We start from the raw sequence: 16,686 nt of genomic DNA on the forward strand, positions 1-16,686 counted from the left end.
GGCGCGTCAGGCGGACGGCACCGTCCGCTCCGGCGCGTTCCAGCCGGAGACCCGCACCCGTGGCGCCGATCCGCGCAGATCGCCGGTCCGGTAGGTGGCGGTCAGGGTCAGTTCCTCGCCGGGCCACAGGCTCACCTCGTTGTCCGACCAGCGCACCGGCAGCACCGGCCGGTCCTGCGCGTCCACGACACGGACGTCCGTGAACAGCGCCGGGGTCCTACCGGTCCCGGCGTTCCGCAGGGTCACCGTCGTGGTCGAGGTGCCTCCCGCCGAGCGGGTGACCGCCGTCGCCGTCACCGGCACCCGCCCCATCGAGGTGAGCCCGCCGAGGTCGGCGTATCCCGTGGTCGGGGTGTGGTACCAGTCGGTGTCGTCCCAGTCGAGGGTGTCCGGCACGGTGGAGAGCCAGTACACGTTCCGGCTCACCTCCGTGCCCCCGGCGTCGGTGAGCACCAGCCGGAGCAGATGGGTGCGCGCGGGACCGCTCACCGAGGCCGGCAGGGTGAGGGCGGTCGTGCGGGCGCCGTCGCCGTCGACGGCCGTCCCGGTGACGGTCCTGTCCCACCTGCGTGTGCCGTCCGGGTCGAAGAGCGTGGCCCGCACGGTGAGACCGTGCTCCCCGGTGTGCCGGTTGTTCACCACGACGACCGACCGGTCGTCGTAGGAGTACTGCGCGTGCAGCGGTTCGTTCGCCTTCTTCGCCCCGAAGTAGGCGCCGTTCTGATCGAGGTAGCGGTCCGTCAACTGCCAGTGCAGGGACGTCCAGCCGCTGTTGAACATCCAGTGCACGACCCCGGTGGCGGGTTCCTCGGCGTCCGTGGCGTTGCGCCCGTACGCCTCGAACTGGGCGCGGACGTTCTCGTACTGGGTGAGCTGGGCCTTGCGGACGTAGTCGGTGAGGCCCGTGGGGGCGCCGTAACGGCCGGCCAGGGCGTGGTCGTAGAGGGCGAGGGTGCCGAAGGTGGCGGACGGTGAGCGGTGGTACTGCCGGGCATCCGGATCCCGCCAGAGGGTGTCGAGTTCGGCGGGTGTCAGCATCCGGCGCAGGGTGTCCAGGGTGGGGATGCTCGGGCCCGCGCTGGTCTCGGAGTTGAAGCCGGTGGCTCCGCCCTCGCGTTTGGCGTACCAGTAGCCGGGCGGCACCCAGTCGTACGGGCCGCTCATCTTCATGCCGGAACGGCCGAGCTGCGGGGTGGAGTCGTCGGAGGCGGCGGGCACGACCGGGGCGGTGAAGTCGGCGGCCCTCAGGGCGTCGAGATACTCCCGCTCGATGGTCGCGTCGGGGGCGGAGTCGCTGCCGATCAGGAAGGACAGGACGCTGGGATGGTCGCGCAGCCGGGCGGCCTCGGCGGCCATGGACGCCCTGGCGACGAGATGGTCGGCGTCGGTCCACTTCTTCCCGGACCCGCTGGGGTTGACGTCGCCCTCCCACTTGTCGCAGCACTCCCAGCCCGGCAGGGTGAGGACGCCGTAGCGGTCGGCCAGGGCGAAGAACTCGTCCGGCTCCAGATGACCCTCCAGGCGGAGGGTGTTCAGGCCGAGGTCGACGGCGTACTTCAGCCGGTCCTCGGCGTAGGCGCGGTCCCAGCGCAGGAACTCGTCCGGGGACCAGCCGCCGCCCCGGACCAGCAGCCTGCGGCCGTTGATCCGGTACTGCCGGGCGCCGTCCGCGTTCAACGGGGCCCGCACGTCCCGGATGCCGAAGGTCTCGGCGGCGGTGTCCGAGACCGTGCCGGCGACGGACGCGGTCAGGGCGAGGTCGTACAGCGGCTGCCCGCCCATCCCGGCCGGCCACCACACCTTCGGCGCGGTGAGGCGCAGGCCCGGGGTGTCCTCGGGGGTGAAGGTGACGGTCCTCGTCTCGTGGGCGGCGAGCGGCACGGTACGGGTGAGGCGCGTGCCGGCGACGCTGCCGGAGATCTCGGCGGTCACCGGCGTGCCGGAGTCGTTGCGCGCCCGGGCCTTCACCGTCAGGCGGGCCGTGGCCAGCGACGGCACGGCCAGCTCCGTCACCACGTGCGCGTCACGCAGGGCGACCGGGCCGCCCCGCCGGACCAGGACGTCACGGACGAGGCCCATGTTCCGGTCGGGCGGGGGCTGCAGCCAGTCGAGCCAGCCCATGGTGAGGTCGCTGTTCGGGTCGTTGGGCCGGACCCGGAAGGCCACCGTGTTCGTGCCGGACCCGACCAGCGGGGTGATGTCCAGTTCGTGGCGGGTGTAGGCGCCGGTGACATCCGCGGCCTCGGCCACCCGCCGGCCGTTCACGTAGACGTCGGCCGCCGAGACGACCCCGCTGAAGTCCAGGAAGGTGCGCCGCGCGGTGTCCTCGACGGTGAAGTCGGAGCGGTACCACCAGGGGACCTGAAAGTCGGCCCTCGCCATCTTCTGCTGGTTGGTGGAGCGGAACGGGTCGGCGTACACGCCGTTCGCCAGCAGCGCGGCCAGCACGGTGGCGCGGGGGCCCGTCCGGTACCAGCCCGCAGCCGGGTAGCCGGGGGAGGAGACGGCCGCCGCGGAGTCGGTCACCTGCGCCGTGGACCGGACGGCGTAGCCGGCGAGCGGGGTGCTGGTGCCGGCGGCGGCGGGCACGTGCGTGATCCGGGCGGACCGGTGGGGTTCGGGGTCCGTCCTGTCCCGAGGGCCGGCCCAGGCGCCGGCGGTGACGGTGCCGGCCAGGGCGAGCAGCGCGACGGCCCTGGGAAGCCGGCGGGCGGTGCGAGGGAACACGGCGGACTCCAGCCTCGTAAAGTTAGGAAACTTTACAAACGCCGGTCACGCTAGGGCGGCCTCCGGGTCCTGTCAACGACCCTCGCCGTCGTGGGCGTTGAACGGGTCAGGTTCCGGCCGTCCGGCGTTCGAACACCACGTTCCGGGCCGTGTCCAGCGCCGTGGCCACCGCGCCGAGCAGCACCGCGTCCGTGCCGAGCCGGCTCGGCGCTATCCGCGGGCGCAGCGGGGTGAGCGTGCGCAGCCGCTCACGGACCGGCCGGAGCAGCAGCCCGGCGCTGTGGCCGAGCCCGCCGCCGAGGACGACGAGGTCCGGGTCGAGTACGGCGGCGGCGGACGCCACCGTGTGCGCGATCCGCTCGGCCTCCAGCTCCACGGCCCGCACGGCGGCCGGCTGCCCCTGCCGGGCCGCGTCGAACACGGCCTTCGCCGTCGGCCGGCCGCTCATCCCGAACCGCCGGGCGGACTCGACCACGGCCACCCCGGCCACCGCGTCCTCCAGCCGCTGCGGTTTTCCGCGGCCGGGCCAGGGCAGGAAGCCTATCTCGCCGGCCAGCCCGTGCGCGCCGGTGAACAGCCGCCCCTCGCTGACGACACCCATGCCGAGGCCGGTGCCTATCAGGAGGTATGCGAAGAGCCGGCTGCCCGCGCCGGCGCCGTACGCGTACTCGCCGAGCGCGGCCAGATTGGCGTCGTTGTGCACCTCGAGCGGGACGCCCAGTTCCTCGCGCATCCGGTCCACGAGGCCCGCGCGCCCCCAGCCCGGCAGATGCGTCGCGTACCGGACCCGCCGGTGCCGCTCGTCGTACACCCCGGGCGTGCCGAGCACCCCGTGCGCCACCTCGGCCGGGTCCGCGCCCGACCGCGCGATCGCCAGGCGGGCGGTGTCCACGACGAGGGCGGCCAGGGCGGCGGAGGTACGGGCCGGGTTGCGCACGTCGGTCCGTGCGACGACCGCGCCGTCCAGGTCGGCCACCGCCACGCGCAGCCGGCCCCGGCCGATGTCCACGCCGAGCGCGTACCCGGCGGCCGGGTCGGGGGCGTACAGCACGGCGGTGCGACCGCGCTCGGGGGTGTGCGTGCCGGCCTCGCGCACCAGGCCGGCCGACTCCAGCGAGGCCAGCGCGCTGGAGACCGTCGGCTTCGACAGGCCGGTGTCGCGGGCCAGTTGGGCGCGTGAAGCGGCACCGAGGGCGCGCAGCCGGTCCAGGAGCAGCCGTTCGTTGGCGCTGCGCAGGCGCCGGCGGCTCCAGGGCTGGTCCTGCGGCTCCGTGACGTCACTGGCGGGCATCACACCATTCTCGTGCATGCCCGGCGCATACTTGACGCCTCTCGTAAGGCTCCTTAACTTTGTCGGCCCGTCGGCCCCGCCGGGTGCGGCGTGTTCCCGTGGCGTCAGGAGTCCCCATGTCCGGCAGCCCGCCACCCACGGGTGGTTTCGTCCGTCGCGTCGGCCTGTTGCAGGCCACGGCGATCAACATGAGCCAGATGTGCGGCATCGGACCGTTCGTGACGATCCCGCTGATGGTCGCCGCGTTCGGCGGCCCCCAGGCGGTCACCGGGTTCGTCGCGGGTGCGGTCCTGGCGCTGTGCGACGGGCTGGTCTGGGCGGAGCTGGGCGCCTCCATGCCCGGCTCCGGCGGCAGTTACGTGTATCTGCGCCAGGCCTTCCAGTACCGCACCGGCCGCCTCGTGCCGTTCCTGTTCGTGTGGACGGCGATGCTGTTCATCCCGCTGATCCTGTCCACGGGCATGGTCGGCTTCGTGCAGTACCTGGGCTATCTCGCCCCCGGCCTCGGACGGACCGCCGGCGATCTGACCGGCCTCGGCGTCATCGCCCTGGTGGTCCTGCTGCTCTGGCGCGGCATCGAGCACATCGCCCGCATCACGCTCGTCATGTGGGCCGTGATGATCGCCTCGGTGGTCCTGGTGATCACCGCCGCCGCGACCGGTTTCAGCCCGCACCTCGCCTTCACCTACCCGGCGCACGCCTTCGACCCGACGAGCGGTCACTTCTGGCCGGGCTTCGCCGCCGGCCTGACCATCGGCGTCTACGACTACCTCGGCTACAACACCACCGCCTACCTGGGCGCCGAGGTCAAGGACCCGGGCCGCACCCTGCCGCGCTCCATCGTCCTGTCGATCCTCGGCATCATGGCGATCTACCTGCTGCTCCAGATCGGCACCCTCGGCGTCGTCGACTGGCACCGGATGACCGACCCCCACGACATCGCCTCCACCTCGGTCGCCTCCGCGGTGCTGGAGGAGACGTGGGGCAGCGGCGCCGCCGACGCGGTGACCGTGCTCATCCTGGTCACCGCGTTCGCCTCCGTGTTCACCGGGCTGCTGGGCGGCTCACGGGTGCCCTGCGACGCGGCCCGCGACGGCGCCTTCTTCCGGCCGTACGCGCGACTCCATCCCCGGCACCGCTTCCCCGCGCTCGGTCTCGCGACGATGGGCGTGATCACCTCCGTCGGCTTCCTGATCGGCCGTCATACGGACCTGCTGACCCTCATCCAGTTGCTCACCACCGTGATGGTCATCGTCCAGGCGCTCGCCCAGATCGTCGCGCTGAGCGTCCTGCGCCGCCGGCAGCCGGACCTGCACCGCCCGTACCGGATGGGGCTCTATCCGCTGCCGGCCGTCATCGCCTTCGCCGGCTGGTGCGTGATCTACGCATACGCCGACCGCAACTCCCCGGGCCGCCGCCCCGTCGAGTGGTCGCTCGCCTGGCTCGCCCTCGGCTGCGCGGCCTTCCTGGTCTGGGCGTGGCGGGAACGGGTGTGGCCGTTCGGCGCGAAGGAGATCAGCGAGGAGTACGACGCCTTGGAGGCGAGCGCGGGTTGACGTGCGGAAGCGGGGTGACTCCTCATGTCACCCCTGTGCGACACGTTCGCCATGCTCGTCGGCTGTTTTCCCTTTATTGCAGAGATGTTCGGTCCGGTCGCCGCCCTACCCGGCCTGCTGTTCCAGACTGCTGCGCAAGCGATGCAGCCCTCGGCGCGCGTAACTCTTGACCGTGCCCAGCGGCCACCCGGTCCGCTCGGCGATCTGGGTCTGGGTGAGGTCCTCGTAGTAGGCGAGACGCAGGACGTGCTGCTGGGGCGCGGGCAGCCGGGCCAGTTCGTGCCCCACGAGCACGCGGTCCAGGGCGGCCTCGGGCCGCTCGGCGGCGGACTCGTCCGGCGGCAGGGCCGCGCCCGCCGCCGCGACCAGCTCGACGCGGCGCGTGCGGGCGGAGAGGGCATCGGCGATCTTGCGGCGGGTGATGCCGACGATCCATCCGGCCACCGTCCCGCGCTCGGGCCGGAAACCGGCGCGGCCCCGCCAGACGCCGAGAAACACCTGCTGGGTGACGTCCTCGGCCTCCGCGGCGTCGCCCAGCGTGCGCCACGCCAGCGAGTGCACCAGCCCCGCCCAGCGGCGGTGGACGGCGGCGAGGCAGGCCTCGTCACCGGCCGTCAGGCCGCGTGCGAGTTCCTCGTCGGTGAACTGCTCCCCGGCGGGCGGCCACGGCGGCGGGCCGGCGGGCCGGTCGGCCGGGGCGGCGGTACGGGGCGCGACGGCGGTCGAATACGGGCTCATGACGACGGCTCCTTCGCGTCGGACGGGACGAGTGGGCCGGACCGGCCGTGACGTCCCTGCGCACCGCGTGTTCCGGGGCGCGCTCCGGGCGTTCATCGTGCGAGTCCGCGGACCGGCGGGACAACTTGCATCGGTTCTGCGTCGTATCACTGTCGTAGGGTCGTCGTATGAAGGCGACCGACCCTGCGGGGATGCCGGGGAGCGGCCGGGTGCCGGAGAGCGGCCGGGCCGGCTCCGCCGGGGCCGCGGAGCCGGGGCTGACCACCGGCGCGCTGGCCCGCCGGCTGGGCGTCTCGCCCACCACCCTGCGGTCCTGGGACCGCCGTTACGGAATGGGACCCGCCGCCCGCGTCGACGGCCGGCACCGCCGGTGGACGCCCCGGGACGTGACCATGCTGGAGACGATGTGCCGGCTGACCGCGTCCGGGGTGCCGCCCGCCGACGCCGCCCGGGCCGCGAAAGAGCGGGCGTACCCGGCGGCCCCCCGCCCCCCGGCCGACGGCGCGCCCACCCCCGCCGCCGCGCCGCCCGCCGCCGCGCCGCCTGCCCTCGCCGCCCCGGCCGACCCCGCGGCGCCCGCCGCCGGCGCCCCGTCTCCCACCGTCGGCGCCCCGTCCCCCACCGTCGGCGCCCCGTCTCCCGGTGCCGCCCGGCAGGAGGGCCGGGGCCTGGCCCGGGCCGCAGTCCGGCTCGACGCGGCGGCCGTCGGGGAGCGGCTGGAGGCCGCGGTGGACCGGTACGGCGTCGTGGCCGCCTGGCAGGACGTGATGCTGCCGACCCTGCACGCGGTGGGCCGCCGATGGGAGTCGTCGGGGGACCGGTACGTCGAGGTGGAGCACCTGCTGTCCTGGCAGGTGTCCACCACCCTGCGCGGTCACACCCGCCGTCCCGTGGCGACGGCGGGCCCCACAGGTGCGGGCCCCGTGCTGCTGGCCTGCGTCCCCGGCGAGCAGCACACCCTTCCGCTGGAGGCACTCAACGCGGCACTGAGCCAGCTCGGCATCGCGACCCGCATGTTCGGTGCGGCGGTGCCGGCGGACGCGCTCGTCGCGGCGGTACGGCGGCTGGGCCCGGCCGCCGTGGTGCTGTGGGCGCAGGCCCGCTCCACCGCGAGCCTGCCGCTCGCCGAGCACGTGGCCGCCATGGAATGGGGCGTCAAGGGGGCCCGTGCGCAGCCGCTGGTGATGCTCGGCGGCCCCGGCTGGGCGGGCCGGCCCGCCCCCGGCATGCTCCGCCCGGCCGCCCTGACCGAGGCCCTCGCCGCCCTGGTCATCGCCTACGGCGCTGCCGAACCCGTCCGACCGGCGGCCGGCGCCCCGCCCACCTCGCCCCACTGACGCCCACCCGCGCCCGTCGTCGGCGCGGCCCCGGCGGCGCCGGGTGCGGGCGGGGCCGCGAGGCGTTCAGCCCGGCCCCCGAGGCCGGCCGGAGCGGCCCGGACAGCGGGGTGCCCGCCCCCGGCCACCGTCCCCGGTGCCCGGCCCGTCCCGGTTCCCGGCCGCTGGCCCCGGCCCCGGACCCGGTCCCCGGCCCGTCCCCGATTCCCGGTCCCCGGCCGCCGGTTCCCGGTTCCCGGTCCCCGGCCTCGGCTGCCGGTGCCGACCTCGGCCGCCGTCCCTGGTTCCCGGCCGTCGGCCCCGGACCCGGTCCCCGGCCGCCGGCCCCGGTCCCCGGTTCCGACCTCGGCTGCCGGTGCCGACCTCGGCGGCCGTCCCTGGTTCCCGGCCCTGGCCCGGGACGTGGGCGGGCGGTGGCCGGTCCGTCGTGCCTCAGTCGTCGTCGGTGTCGCGGGCGCGGGCCTGGCGGAAGCGGGAGAGGCCCTCGGCGAGGCCGATGACCGGGTCCGGGTAGTCACCGGTGCGTGCCCGGTCCGCGGCGCCCAGCTTCCACGGCTCGTGCACCGCCGGGCCCGCGATGTCCCGCAGCTCCGGCACCCAGCGCCGCACGTACGCGCCGTCGGGGTCGTGCCTCCCGGCCTGGGCGAGGGGGTTGAGGACCCGGTTCGGGCGGGTGTCGGTGCCGGTGCCCGCCACCCACTGCCAGTTGAGCTGGTTGTTGGCCACGTCCCCGTCGACCAGCAGCCGCAGGAAGTGCCGGGCGCCGACGCGCCAGTCGACGTACAGCGTCTTGGCGAGGAAGCTCGCCGTGAGCAGGCGGGCGCGGTTGTGCATCCACCCCTCGTGCAGCAACTGGCGCATCGCCGCGTCGACCACCGGATAGCCGGTGCGGCCCTGGCGCCACGCCTCGATGTCGTCCCACGCCGTCCGCTCGGACCGCCAGTGGTCGTGCTTGGTGCGGTAGTCGGCGCCGGCCGCGGCGGGCCGCGCGGCCAGCAGTTGGCGGTGGAAGTCCCGCCAGGCGATCTGCCGTACGAACGCCTCCGCGCCCGGCCCGCCCGTCAGGCGCGCCCGCCGCACCACCTCGACGGGGGACAGGGTGCCGAAGTGCAGGTGCGGCGAGAGCCGGGAGGTCGCGTCCCCGGCCAGGTCGTCGTGCCGGTCCTCGTAGGCGGCGACGCCGGAACGCAGCCAGGCGGCGAGCCGTTCGCGGCCCGCCGTCTCGCCGCCCTCGGCCAGCCCCGGCGACAGCCCGGACAGCGCGGCCCGGGACGGCAGTTCCTCGGACCCGATGCCCGGCGGGACGCGGACCGCGCGCGGCGCGTCGCGCACGTCCCGCACGTGCTGCGCCGACCACTGCCGGAAGTAGGGCGTGAACACGGCGAAGTGGTCGGAGGAGGCCGGGGTCACCGCGCCCGGTGTCACCACGGTGGTCACGGTGTCGTGGACGTGCAGCCGCCGCCCGTCGGCCTCCAGGGCGCGCCGCAGCCGCTGTTCCCGCCGGTGGGCGTAGGCGCTCACGTCGGCCGCCAGGTGCACCTCGTCGGCGTCCGCCTCGGTGGCCACCCGGCACACCTCCTCCACGACGTCGCCTGAGCGCACCACCAGGCGCCCACCGCGTCGGCGCAGGCCCGCGTCCAGGTCCCGCAGGCAGTCGGCGAGGAACGCCAGCCGGTTGGGGGTGGCGAAGCCCGCGCCGGTCACTCCGGTGTCCCGTACGAACAGCGGGACGACCTGACGTGCGCCCTCCAGTGCGGCCCGCAGGGGCGGATGGTCGTACAGGCGCAGGTCGGCGGTGAACAGGACGACCGAGACGTACATGGCGCGGCTCCGGGGCGAGGGATGCGGACGCTGGGCAGTTCCGGCGCGGCGGGCGCGGCGGATGCGGTGTCAGCGGGGGAACGCGGAGGTCTGCCGGGCCGCCGCCCGCGCGATGTTGCGGGCCATCCCGCCGAAGACCACGGCGTGGAAGGGGGAGACGCCCCACCAGTAGGCGTGGCCGAGCAGCCCGTGCGGGTGGAACAGGGCCCGCTGGCGGTACCGGCTGCGCCCGTTGCCGTCGGGTTCCGCGGACATCTCCAGCCAGGCCAGTCCCGGCAGCCGCATCTCCGCCCGCAGCCGCAGCAGGTGACCGGGTTCGATCTCCTCCACCCGCCAGAAGTCCAGCGAGTCGCCCGCCCGCAGCCGCTGGGCGTCCCGCCGGCCGCGGCGCAGTCCGACCCCGCCGACCAGCCGGTCCAGCCAGCCGCGCAGGCTCCAGGCGAGCGGGAAGGAGTACCAGCCGTTCTCCCCGCCCACGCCCTCGATCACCCGCCACAGCTCGTGCGCCGGGGCGTCGACCGCCGCCTCGCGTCGGTCGGTGTACAGGCTGCCGCCGGCCCAGTCGGGGTCGGTGGGCAGCGGATCGCTGGGCGCGCCGGACACGGCGGCGGACGACCAGCGGGTGGTCACCCGCGCCTCGCGCACCCGGCGCAGGGCCAGCCGTGCCGCCTCGTCGAAACCGAGCGGATGCCCCGGCGGGCCGGGCACGTACCGCTCGATGTCGTGCTCGTGGCAGATCACCTCGTGGCGCAGCGACTCGGTCAGCGGGCGCGCGAGGGACGCGGGGACGGGCGTGACGAGCCCCACCCAGTGGCTGGACAGGCCGGGGGTGAGGACCGGCACGGCCACGATGAGCCGCCGGGGCAGGCCCGCGGCGCGCGCGTACCGCTGCATCATCTCCCGATAGGTCAGGATGTCCGGCCCGCCGATGTCGAAGGTGCGGTTGACGTCGTCCGGCAGGCCCGCGCTGCCGGCCAGCAGACGCAGCACGTCCCGTACGGCGACGGGCTGGATCCGGGTGTTCACCCAGCTCGGCGTGATCATCACCGGCAGCCGCTCGGTGAGGTAGCGCAGCATCTCGAAGGAGGCCGATCCCGAGCCGATGATGACGGCGGCGCGCAGCACGGCGGTCGGCACGCCCGAGGCCAGCAGGATCCGGCCGACCTCCGTGCGGCTCCTCAGGTGCGGGGAGAGCCGGTCCTCGGGCACCCCGGCCGGTGCGAGCCCGCCGAGGTACACGATGCGGCGCACACCGGCGGCCTCGGCCTGCTCCCCGAAGACGCGGGCGGCGCGGCGGTCGGTCTCCTCGAAGCCGCTGCCGCTGCCCAGCGCGTGCACCAGGTAGTAGGCCACGTCGATGTCCCGCATCGCCTCGGCGACCGAGGCGGCGTCGGTGACGTCGCCCCGCACCACCTCCGCGTCGCCCGCCCACGGATGGTCGCGCAGTTTGCCGGGGGAGCGGGCCAGGCAGCGCACCCGGTGCCCGGCCGCGAGCAGTTCGGGTACGAGCCGGCCGCCGATGTAGCCCGTGGCTCCCGTCACCAGACAGCGGAGACCGCCCGCCGGGTCGTCGTCGTTCATCGCTTCCAGGTCCTCCGCGTCGGTGGCCCCCCGGTACATGCCTTCCCGTCGTGCCGCGTCCGCGGATGCGTGTCCTTCTATAGGCTGATCACGTGGTGACAGCGGACGACCGGGAACGACGCGCCGGACCGCCGCACGATCCGGCGCCGGACCTGCGGTCCTTCGCCGTGCACCTGCGCCGGACGAACGGTGGGGTCAACCGGCTGGTGCACGCGTTCGCCGGGGCCCACGGGCTGCACGCCACCGACGTCCGGGCCCTGGCGGCCGTGCCGGACGGGGAGGAGCCGATGACGCCGAGCCGTCTGCGCGCGCATCCGGGCCTGACCTCCGGCGCGGTCACCGCGTGTCCGGACCGGCTGGAACGCGCCGGCCACGTCCGCCGGGTCCGGGAGAGCGCCGACCGGCGTGTGGTCCACCTGTACTACGCCGACGGTGCCCGCGCGCCGGCCCGGAGCCAGTTCCGGCCGCTCGCGGAGGCGACGGAGGCGGCCCGGTCGCGGTTCGCGCCGGAGGAACTGTCGGCGGCGCTGCGTTCCCTGACCGCGCTCAACGAGGAACTCTCCCGCATACGCTGACCCCGGTACGGGCCGCGTCCGCCGGCCCGCCGGGGACGGTCCCGCGTCCGCCGGCCCCTTCGGACCGGCAGCAGGTGTCCGCCGTGCGATCACGGCAACCACATGACCCGATGATTGAGGTGGTCGGTCATTGAGCTGACCGCCTCCGTTCCGAGCCAGGAGAGGCCGCCCCCTTCCCTCCGCACCGCCCGCCTGCTCCTCCCGTTCGCCCTGCTCCCGGTCTGGCTGGCCGTCGGCGGCTTCCTGGGACCGTTCGCCGGGCGCCTCGGCGAGGTCTCCACCAACGACCAGGCCGCCTTCCTGCCGCGCAGCGCCGGATCCACCCGGGTCATCCCGCCGGCCTTCCTCGCGCGGATCGCGTGCATCGCCGCCTCCGGGGTCCTGCTCGACACGCTGGTGGTGCGCTCCCTGCTGGTGCCGGCCCTGGTGCGCGACATCGGCCGCCTCGCCTGGTGGCCGGGCCGGCTCGGCCGGCGCCCCGACGCGCCCAAGGCGCCGCGGACGCCACGGACGGCGGACGAGATGCGGTGACATGCCTGCGCTGATCCGGGGCAACAGAAGCGGTACAACATGTACATTCCGTTCGGGTCAGCGACGCAGGAGGTGGCCGCCGTGATGAGCGCCAAGGTGTTGGAGCGTTTCCCCGCAGGGTCTCCGCGGGGATCGTGGCCGGCGGAGGAGTACGCGGCGGCCCGGCGCGCCGAGGGCGAACCGGCCACCGTGGTGATGGACCTCAAGTCGGACGCCTTCCTCGTCGTCGTCGACGGACAGGAGGACGACGGCCGCGCCTGAGGCACGGCCGTCACTCCCGGGCCAGCTCCCGCGCCCGCCGCACGAACGCGGTGTGCAGGTCCTGGGCGGCCTGCGGCACCGACTCCGCGCGCCGGCGCTGGAGCACCAGCAGCACCCGGGTGCTCTCCCCGGCGAGCGGCCGGTACGTGATCGTGCCGGACCGCTCCAACGGGTCCCCGGCGACGCTGAAGTCCGGCAGCACGGTCGCCCCGAGCCCCTCCGCGACCATCAGCTTGCCCATCTCCGCGCCGTCGGTCGAGTACGAGAACACCACGCTGCGGCCCGCCAGCAGCCGGTGCACATAGCGGTGCATCACATACCCGGCCCGCATCGCGATCAGCGGGACACCGAGCAGGTCGTCGGCGCCGATCACCCGCAGCGCCGCCAGCGGGCTGTCCGGGCGCAGGCACACCACCGGCCGCCCGCGGAGCAGTTCGGTGCCCTCCATGCCCGCCGGGACGTCGTCGCCCTCCAGATGGTTGACGAGGCCGAGATCGAAGCCGCCCTCCGCCAGCCCGCGCTGGATGTCGGTCTGCTGGGCGCCCACCACCTCCACCTGGGTCACCGGATGCGTGGCGCGGAACTCCCGCAGCACGGGGATCACGAGCGGCACGGTCGCCGCATTGACCGTGCCGACGCGCACCATACGGCTGATGCGGTGCTGCTCACCGGCCGCCGCCCGCAACCGGTCCACCGCCTCCAGCACACTCACGATGTGCGGCAGCAGCTCCCGGCCCGCCCCGCTCATCGTCGCGCCCGACCGCTTGCGCTCCAGCAGGTCGACGCCGAGTTCCCGCTCCAGATTCCGCACGGTCTCGCTCAACGCCGGCTGCGACAGGCGCAGTTCGTCGGCCGCCCGGCGCAGCGAGCCCAGCCGGGTCACGGCCGCGATGTATTCTAGCTGTTCGGTCCGCACCGCCGCAGAATGCGCGGTCGACGGCGGCCGGTTCAAGGGTTTTCCTGTCACGCCCTCGTTAAATTCAATGGTCCGCGATACGAGACCGGTCGGGTTTACCTTGACGGCCATATCCGGCTGCTGCCACGATCGACGGCATGACGATGCGACTGGACCTCACGCGGCGACGCCATGTCGACCTCGCGCGCGTCTCCAGCGCCTCCTGTTGCCCCGCGGCCTGATCCGCCGCGTCTCTCCCGCCCCACCGGACGTCTCCGGCACGCCCCAATTCCCGCCCCTTTCCCGCTCGGAATTCCGTGTGCCCGAAAGTCCTCGCGCATTCCCCGCAACAGGAGTTCCGCATGCCCGCAGCGCCCGTGAAATTCGCCTACTGGGTCCCCAACGTCAGTGGGGGACTCGTCACCAGCACGATCGAACAGCGCACCGACTGGGGATACGACTACAACCGCCGGCTCGCCGTGCTCGCCGAGAACAACGGATTCGAGTACGCGCTCAGCCAGGTCCGGTACATGGCCAGTTACGGCGCCGAGTACCAGCACGAGTCGACCAGCTTCAGCCTCGCCCTGCTGCTGGCCACCGAGCGGCTGAAGGTGATCGCCGCCGTCCACCCCGGCCTGTGGCACCCGGGGGTCCTCGCCAAACTCGGCGCCACCGCCGACCACCTGTCCCACGGCCGCTTCGCCGTCAACGTCGTCTCCGGCTGGTTCAAGGACGAGTTCACGGCGCTCGGCGAGCCCTGGCTGGAGCACGACGAACGCTACCGCCGCTCCGAGGAGTTCATCACCGCCCTGCGCAGGATCTGGACCGAGGACCACGCCGAACTCGCCGGTGACTTCTACCGGCTGCGCGACTTCTCCCTCAAGCCCAAGCCGCTCAACACCCCGGAACGTCCGCACCCCGAGATCTTCCAGGGCGGCAACTCCACCGCCGCCCGGCGGATGGCCGGCCGCGTCTCCGACTGGTACTTCTCCAACGGCAAGGACTTCGACGGGGTCACCGAACAGCTCCGGGACGTCCGGGCGTCCGCCGCCGAAGCCGGCCGCCGGGCACCGAAGTTCGGGCTCAACGCCTTCCTCATCGCCCGCGACACCGAGGCCGAGGCCCGCGAGACCCTGCGCGAGATCGTCGCCGGGGCGGACACCGAGGCGGTCGAGGGCTTCGGCGCGGCCGTACGCCAGGCCGGACGGTCCACGTCCGACGGCAAGGGCATGTGGCAGGACTCCACGTTCGAGGACCTGGTCCAGTACAACGACGGCTTCCGCACCGGGCTCATCGGTACCCCCGAGCAGATCGCCGAACGCATCGTCGCCTACGGGAAGCTCGGCGTCGACCTCTTCCTCCTCGGCTTCCTGCACTACCACGAGGAGGTCGAGTACTTCGGCGAGCGCGTGCTGCCCCTCGTACGCGAACTCGAGGCCCGGCTGCCCGAGACGGCCGACGGGCCCGACTCCGTGCCCGCGCACGTCTGACCGTCCCCGCCTTCCGCACCGCACCGCGAAAGAGGTCGCCGCAGCATGAGCACCGTCCCGCACACCGACTGGACCACCGGCCCCGCCCCGCGCACCGCCCAGGACTGGATCGCCCGCGCCACCGAGGTGGCCGCCGTCCTCGCCACCGACGCCGCCGCCCGCGACCGGGCCGGCGCCACCCCGTACGCCGAGATCCGGCTGCTGAAGGACTCCGGCCTCGTCACCCTCCTCGGCCCCGCCGAGCACGGCGGCGCCGGCCAGGACTGGCCGACCGCCTACCGGGTCGTCCGGGAGGTCGCCAAGGCCGATGGGTCGATCGGCCAGCTCCTCGGCTACCACTACCTGTGGTTCTGGGCCGCCCGTCTGGTCGGCACCCGCGAACAGTGGGAGCACGTGGAGGCCGAGGCCTCCCGCAACCGCTGGTTCTTCGGCGGGGCCGTCAACCCGCGCGACGAGGACGTCACCGTCACCGAGGACGGCGACGACCTGGTCTTCACCGGCCGCAAGTCCTTCTCCACCGGCAGCAAGGTCTCCGACGTCACGGTCCTGGAAGGCGTCCTGCGGGGCACCGACCAGCACGTCTTCGCCATCGTTCCCTCCGGCAGCGACGGGCTCGCCTTCCACGACGACTGGGACAACATCGGCCAGCGGCTCACGGAGAGCGGCGGCGTCACCCTCGACGGCGTCCGTACCCCGTGGTCCTCGGCCGCCGGGTACGTCGACAAGCGGTTCCGGCCGCGCGTCTACAACACCCTCAACGTGCCCACCATCCAGCTCGTCTTCGTCAACTTCTACCTCGGCATCGCGGCCGGCGCGCTGGAGACGGCCGCCACCTACACCCGTACCAAGACCCGGCCCTGGCTGCACGGCGGCCACGAGCGGGCGGTCGACGAGCCGTACGTCATCGACACCTACGGCGACCTCACCGCCAAGCTCTGGGCGGCCGAGGCGCTCGCCGACGCCGTCGCCGCCGAGGGCCGGACGCTGCACGACGACCCCGACGCCGTCACCGAGCAAAGCCGCGGCGAGTTCGAGGTCCGGGTCGCCGCGGTCAAGGCCCGCGCCACGGACGTCGCCCTGGAGATCACCACCCGCATCTTCGAGGTCACCGGCGCCCGCTCCACCGCCGCCGCCGAGGGACTCGACCGCTTCTGGCGCAACGTCCGCACGCACACCCTGCACGACCCGGTCGCCTACAAGCGCCGCGAGGTCGGCCGCTGGGTCCTCGAAGGCGAACTGCCCGAACCCACCTGGTACTCCTGACCGACCTCCCCTCCGGGCGCCCGCCCCCGCGCGGGCGCCCGGCGCACCCCAGAAACGAGGCACGCATGGCCACCGTCCTGTCCGTCTCCGGCAGCCCCTCCGCCTCCTCGCGCACCGGCCGCCTGCTGCGCCACCTGGACCAGCGGCTCACGGCCCGGGGCCACGAGGTGATCCCGCTCGACGTCCGCACCGTGCCGCCCGAGGCCCTGCTCGGCGCCGACTTCCGGCACCCCGCCATCGTCGAGGCCACCGAGCTGTTCGCCCGCGCCGACGGTGTCGTGGTCGGCACACCCGTCTACAAGGCGTCCTACTCCGGCGTCCTCAAGGCGCTGCTGGACCTGCTCCCGCAGTACGCGCTCACCGGCAAGACCGTGCTGCCGCTCGCCACCGGCGGCTCCACCGCCCATGTCCTCGCCATCGACTACGCCCTGCGCCCGGTGCTCAACTCCATGGGTGCCGCGCACATAGTCCAGGGCTGGTTCACCCTCGACAAGGACATCACCGTACGGGAGGACGGCTCGGTGGCCGTCGCGCCCGCCACCGAGCGGGCCCTGGGGCAGGTGGTGGACCAGTTCGCCGCCGCGCTGGGCCGCACCCCGGTGCTGGCGGCGGCGGGCTGA

15 protein-coding genes are annotated in these 16,686 nt (G+C 74.2%); 9 read left to right on the forward strand and 6 right to left on the reverse strand.

All coding sequences use genetic code 11. From position 1 onward, the window contains the following. Nucleotides 1-6: 6 nt before the first annotated feature. Complete coding sequence (locus tag D9753_RS32945; protein ID WP_121790318.1) at nucleotides 7-2,727, reverse strand: glycoside hydrolase family 2 protein; 2,721 nt, start codon at nucleotides 2,725-2,727, stop codon at nucleotides 7-9. A 106-nt stretch (nucleotides 2,728-2,833) separates the two neighbouring features. Further along, the gene (locus D9753_RS32950) at nucleotides 2,834-4,018 is read right to left on the reverse strand and encodes an ROK family transcriptional regulator (protein WP_121791418.1); all 1,185 of its coding nucleotides are present in this window, start codon (nucleotides 4,016-4,018) and stop codon (nucleotides 2,834-2,836) included. Between the two features lie 116 nt (nucleotides 4,019-4,134). On the opposite strand from D9753_RS32950, the gene D9753_RS32955 reads away from it, so the two are divergent. Next, complete coding sequence (locus D9753_RS32955; RefSeq protein ID WP_121790319.1) at nucleotides 4,135-5,574, forward strand: APC family permease; 1,440 nt, start codon at nucleotides 4,135-4,137, stop codon at nucleotides 5,572-5,574. A 105-nt stretch (nucleotides 5,575-5,679) separates the two neighbouring features. On the opposite strand, the gene D9753_RS32960 is transcribed toward D9753_RS32955, so the two are convergent. Then, nucleotides 5,680-6,312, reverse strand: a complete 633-nt coding sequence (locus D9753_RS32960; protein WP_121790320.1) for a sigma-70 family RNA polymerase sigma factor — start codon at nucleotides 6,310-6,312, stop codon at nucleotides 5,680-5,682. 167 nt (nucleotides 6,313-6,479) lie between these two features. Between D9753_RS32960 and D9753_RS32965 the strand changes: the two genes are divergently transcribed. Next, nucleotides 6,480-7,649: a MerR family transcriptional regulator gene (locus D9753_RS32965; protein WP_394346783.1), complete on the forward strand. Its 1,170-nt coding sequence runs from the start codon at nucleotides 6,480-6,482 to the stop codon at nucleotides 7,647-7,649. Between the two features lie 432 nt (nucleotides 7,650-8,081). Here the strand turns inward: D9753_RS32965 and D9753_RS32970 are convergent, their stop codons facing one another. Further along, complete coding sequence (locus D9753_RS32970) at nucleotides 8,082-9,470, reverse strand: cryptochrome/photolyase family protein (RefSeq protein ID WP_121790322.1); 1,389 nt, start codon at nucleotides 9,468-9,470, stop codon at nucleotides 8,082-8,084. Between the two features lie 69 nt (nucleotides 9,471-9,539). Then, complete coding sequence (locus D9753_RS32975) at nucleotides 9,540-11,051, reverse strand: SDR family oxidoreductase (protein ID WP_121791419.1); 1,512 nt, start codon at nucleotides 11,049-11,051, stop codon at nucleotides 9,540-9,542. 92 nt (nucleotides 11,052-11,143) lie between these two features. Here D9753_RS32975 and D9753_RS32980 point away from each other — a divergent pair, with 92 nt between their 5' ends. From D9753_RS32980 to D9753_RS32990, 3 genes are all read left to right on the forward strand, one after another. After that, the gene (locus tag D9753_RS32980; RefSeq protein ID WP_121790323.1) at nucleotides 11,144-11,626 is read left to right on the forward strand and encodes a MarR family winged helix-turn-helix transcriptional regulator; all 483 of its coding nucleotides are present in this window, start codon (nucleotides 11,144-11,146) and stop codon (nucleotides 11,624-11,626) included. A 135-nt stretch (nucleotides 11,627-11,761) separates the two neighbouring features. Next, nucleotides 11,762-12,157, forward strand: coding sequence for an MMPL family transporter (locus tag D9753_RS38410; protein WP_240468510.1), 396 nt, complete (start codon nucleotides 11,762-11,764; stop codon nucleotides 12,155-12,157). Between the two features lie 84 nt (nucleotides 12,158-12,241). After that, nucleotides 12,242-12,418, forward strand: coding sequence for a hypothetical protein (locus D9753_RS32990; protein WP_205614323.1), 177 nt, complete (start codon nucleotides 12,242-12,244; stop codon nucleotides 12,416-12,418). A gap of 10 nt (nucleotides 12,419-12,428) precedes the next feature. Here the strand turns inward: D9753_RS32990 and D9753_RS32995 are convergent, their stop codons facing one another. Further along, nucleotides 12,429-13,334: a LysR family transcriptional regulator gene (locus tag D9753_RS32995; RefSeq protein WP_205614324.1), complete on the reverse strand. Its 906-nt coding sequence runs from the start codon at nucleotides 13,332-13,334 to the stop codon at nucleotides 12,429-12,431. A gap of 143 nt (nucleotides 13,335-13,477) precedes the next feature. Between D9753_RS32995 and D9753_RS39555 the strand changes: the two genes are divergently transcribed. From D9753_RS39555 to ssuE, 4 genes are all read left to right on the forward strand, one after another. After that, complete coding sequence (locus tag D9753_RS39555) at nucleotides 13,478-13,555, forward strand: putative leader peptide (RefSeq protein ID WP_353962852.1); 78 nt, start codon at nucleotides 13,478-13,480, stop codon at nucleotides 13,553-13,555. 120 nt (nucleotides 13,556-13,675) lie between these two features. Then, nucleotides 13,676-14,803, forward strand: coding sequence for a dimethylsulfone monooxygenase SfnG (sfnG, locus tag D9753_RS33005; protein WP_121790326.1), 1,128 nt, complete (start codon nucleotides 13,676-13,678; stop codon nucleotides 14,801-14,803). Between the two features lie 45 nt (nucleotides 14,804-14,848). Next, a complete protein-coding gene (locus D9753_RS33010) occupies nucleotides 14,849-16,066 on the forward strand; it encodes an acyl-CoA dehydrogenase family protein (protein ID WP_121790327.1) in 1,218 nt (405 codons plus the stop codon). Between the two features lie 65 nt (nucleotides 16,067-16,131). Further along, nucleotides 16,132-16,686 (forward strand): NADPH-dependent FMN reductase, encoded by a 555-nt coding sequence (gene ssuE, locus D9753_RS33015; RefSeq protein WP_121790328.1) that lies wholly within the window; start codon nucleotides 16,132-16,134, stop codon nucleotides 16,684-16,686.

This window comes from Streptomyces dangxiongensis (assembly GCF_003675325.1).
In the GTDB taxonomy this organism is placed as follows: Bacteria; Actinomycetota; Actinomycetes; order Streptomycetales; family Streptomycetaceae; genus Streptomyces; species Streptomyces dangxiongensis.

What these genes read in the sequence shown, in the direction of transcription:
- D9753_RS32950 (WP_121791418.1), bottom strand. Translation starts at nt 4,018, where the DNA reads ATGCCCGCCAGTGACGTCACGGAGCCGCAGGACCAGCCCTGGAGCCGC.
- D9753_RS32955 (WP_121790319.1), top strand. Translation starts at nt 4,135, where the DNA reads ATGTCCGGCAGCCCGCCACCCACGGGTGGTTTCGTCCGTCGCGTCGGC.
- D9753_RS32960 (WP_121790320.1), bottom strand. Translation starts at nt 6,312, where the DNA reads ATGAGCCCGTATTCGACCGCCGTCGCGCCCCGTACCGCCGCCCCGGCC.
- D9753_RS32965 (WP_394346783.1), top strand. Translation starts at nt 6,480, where the DNA reads ATGAAGGCGACCGACCCTGCGGGGATGCCGGGGAGCGGCCGGGTGCCG.
- D9753_RS32970 (WP_121790322.1), bottom strand. Translation starts at nt 9,470, where the DNA reads ATGTACGTCTCGGTCGTCCTGTTCACCGCCGACCTGCGCCTGTACGAC.
- D9753_RS32975 (WP_121791419.1), bottom strand. Translation starts at nt 11,051, where the DNA reads ATGAACGACGACGACCCGGCGGGCGGTCTCCGCTGTCTGGTGACGGGA.
- D9753_RS32990 (WP_205614323.1), top strand. Translation starts at nt 12,242, where the DNA reads ATGAGCGCCAAGGTGTTGGAGCGTTTCCCCGCAGGGTCTCCGCGGGGA.
- D9753_RS39555 (WP_353962852.1), top strand. Translation starts at nt 13,478, where the DNA reads ATGCGACTGGACCTCACGCGGCGACGCCATGTCGACCTCGCGCGCGTC.
- sfnG (WP_121790326.1), top strand. Translation starts at nt 13,676, where the DNA reads ATGCCCGCAGCGCCCGTGAAATTCGCCTACTGGGTCCCCAACGTCAGT.
- D9753_RS33010 (WP_121790327.1), top strand. Translation starts at nt 14,849, where the DNA reads ATGAGCACCGTCCCGCACACCGACTGGACCACCGGCCCCGCCCCGCGC.
- ssuE (WP_121790328.1), top strand. Translation starts at nt 16,132, where the DNA reads ATGGCCACCGTCCTGTCCGTCTCCGGCAGCCCCTCCGCCTCCTCGCGC.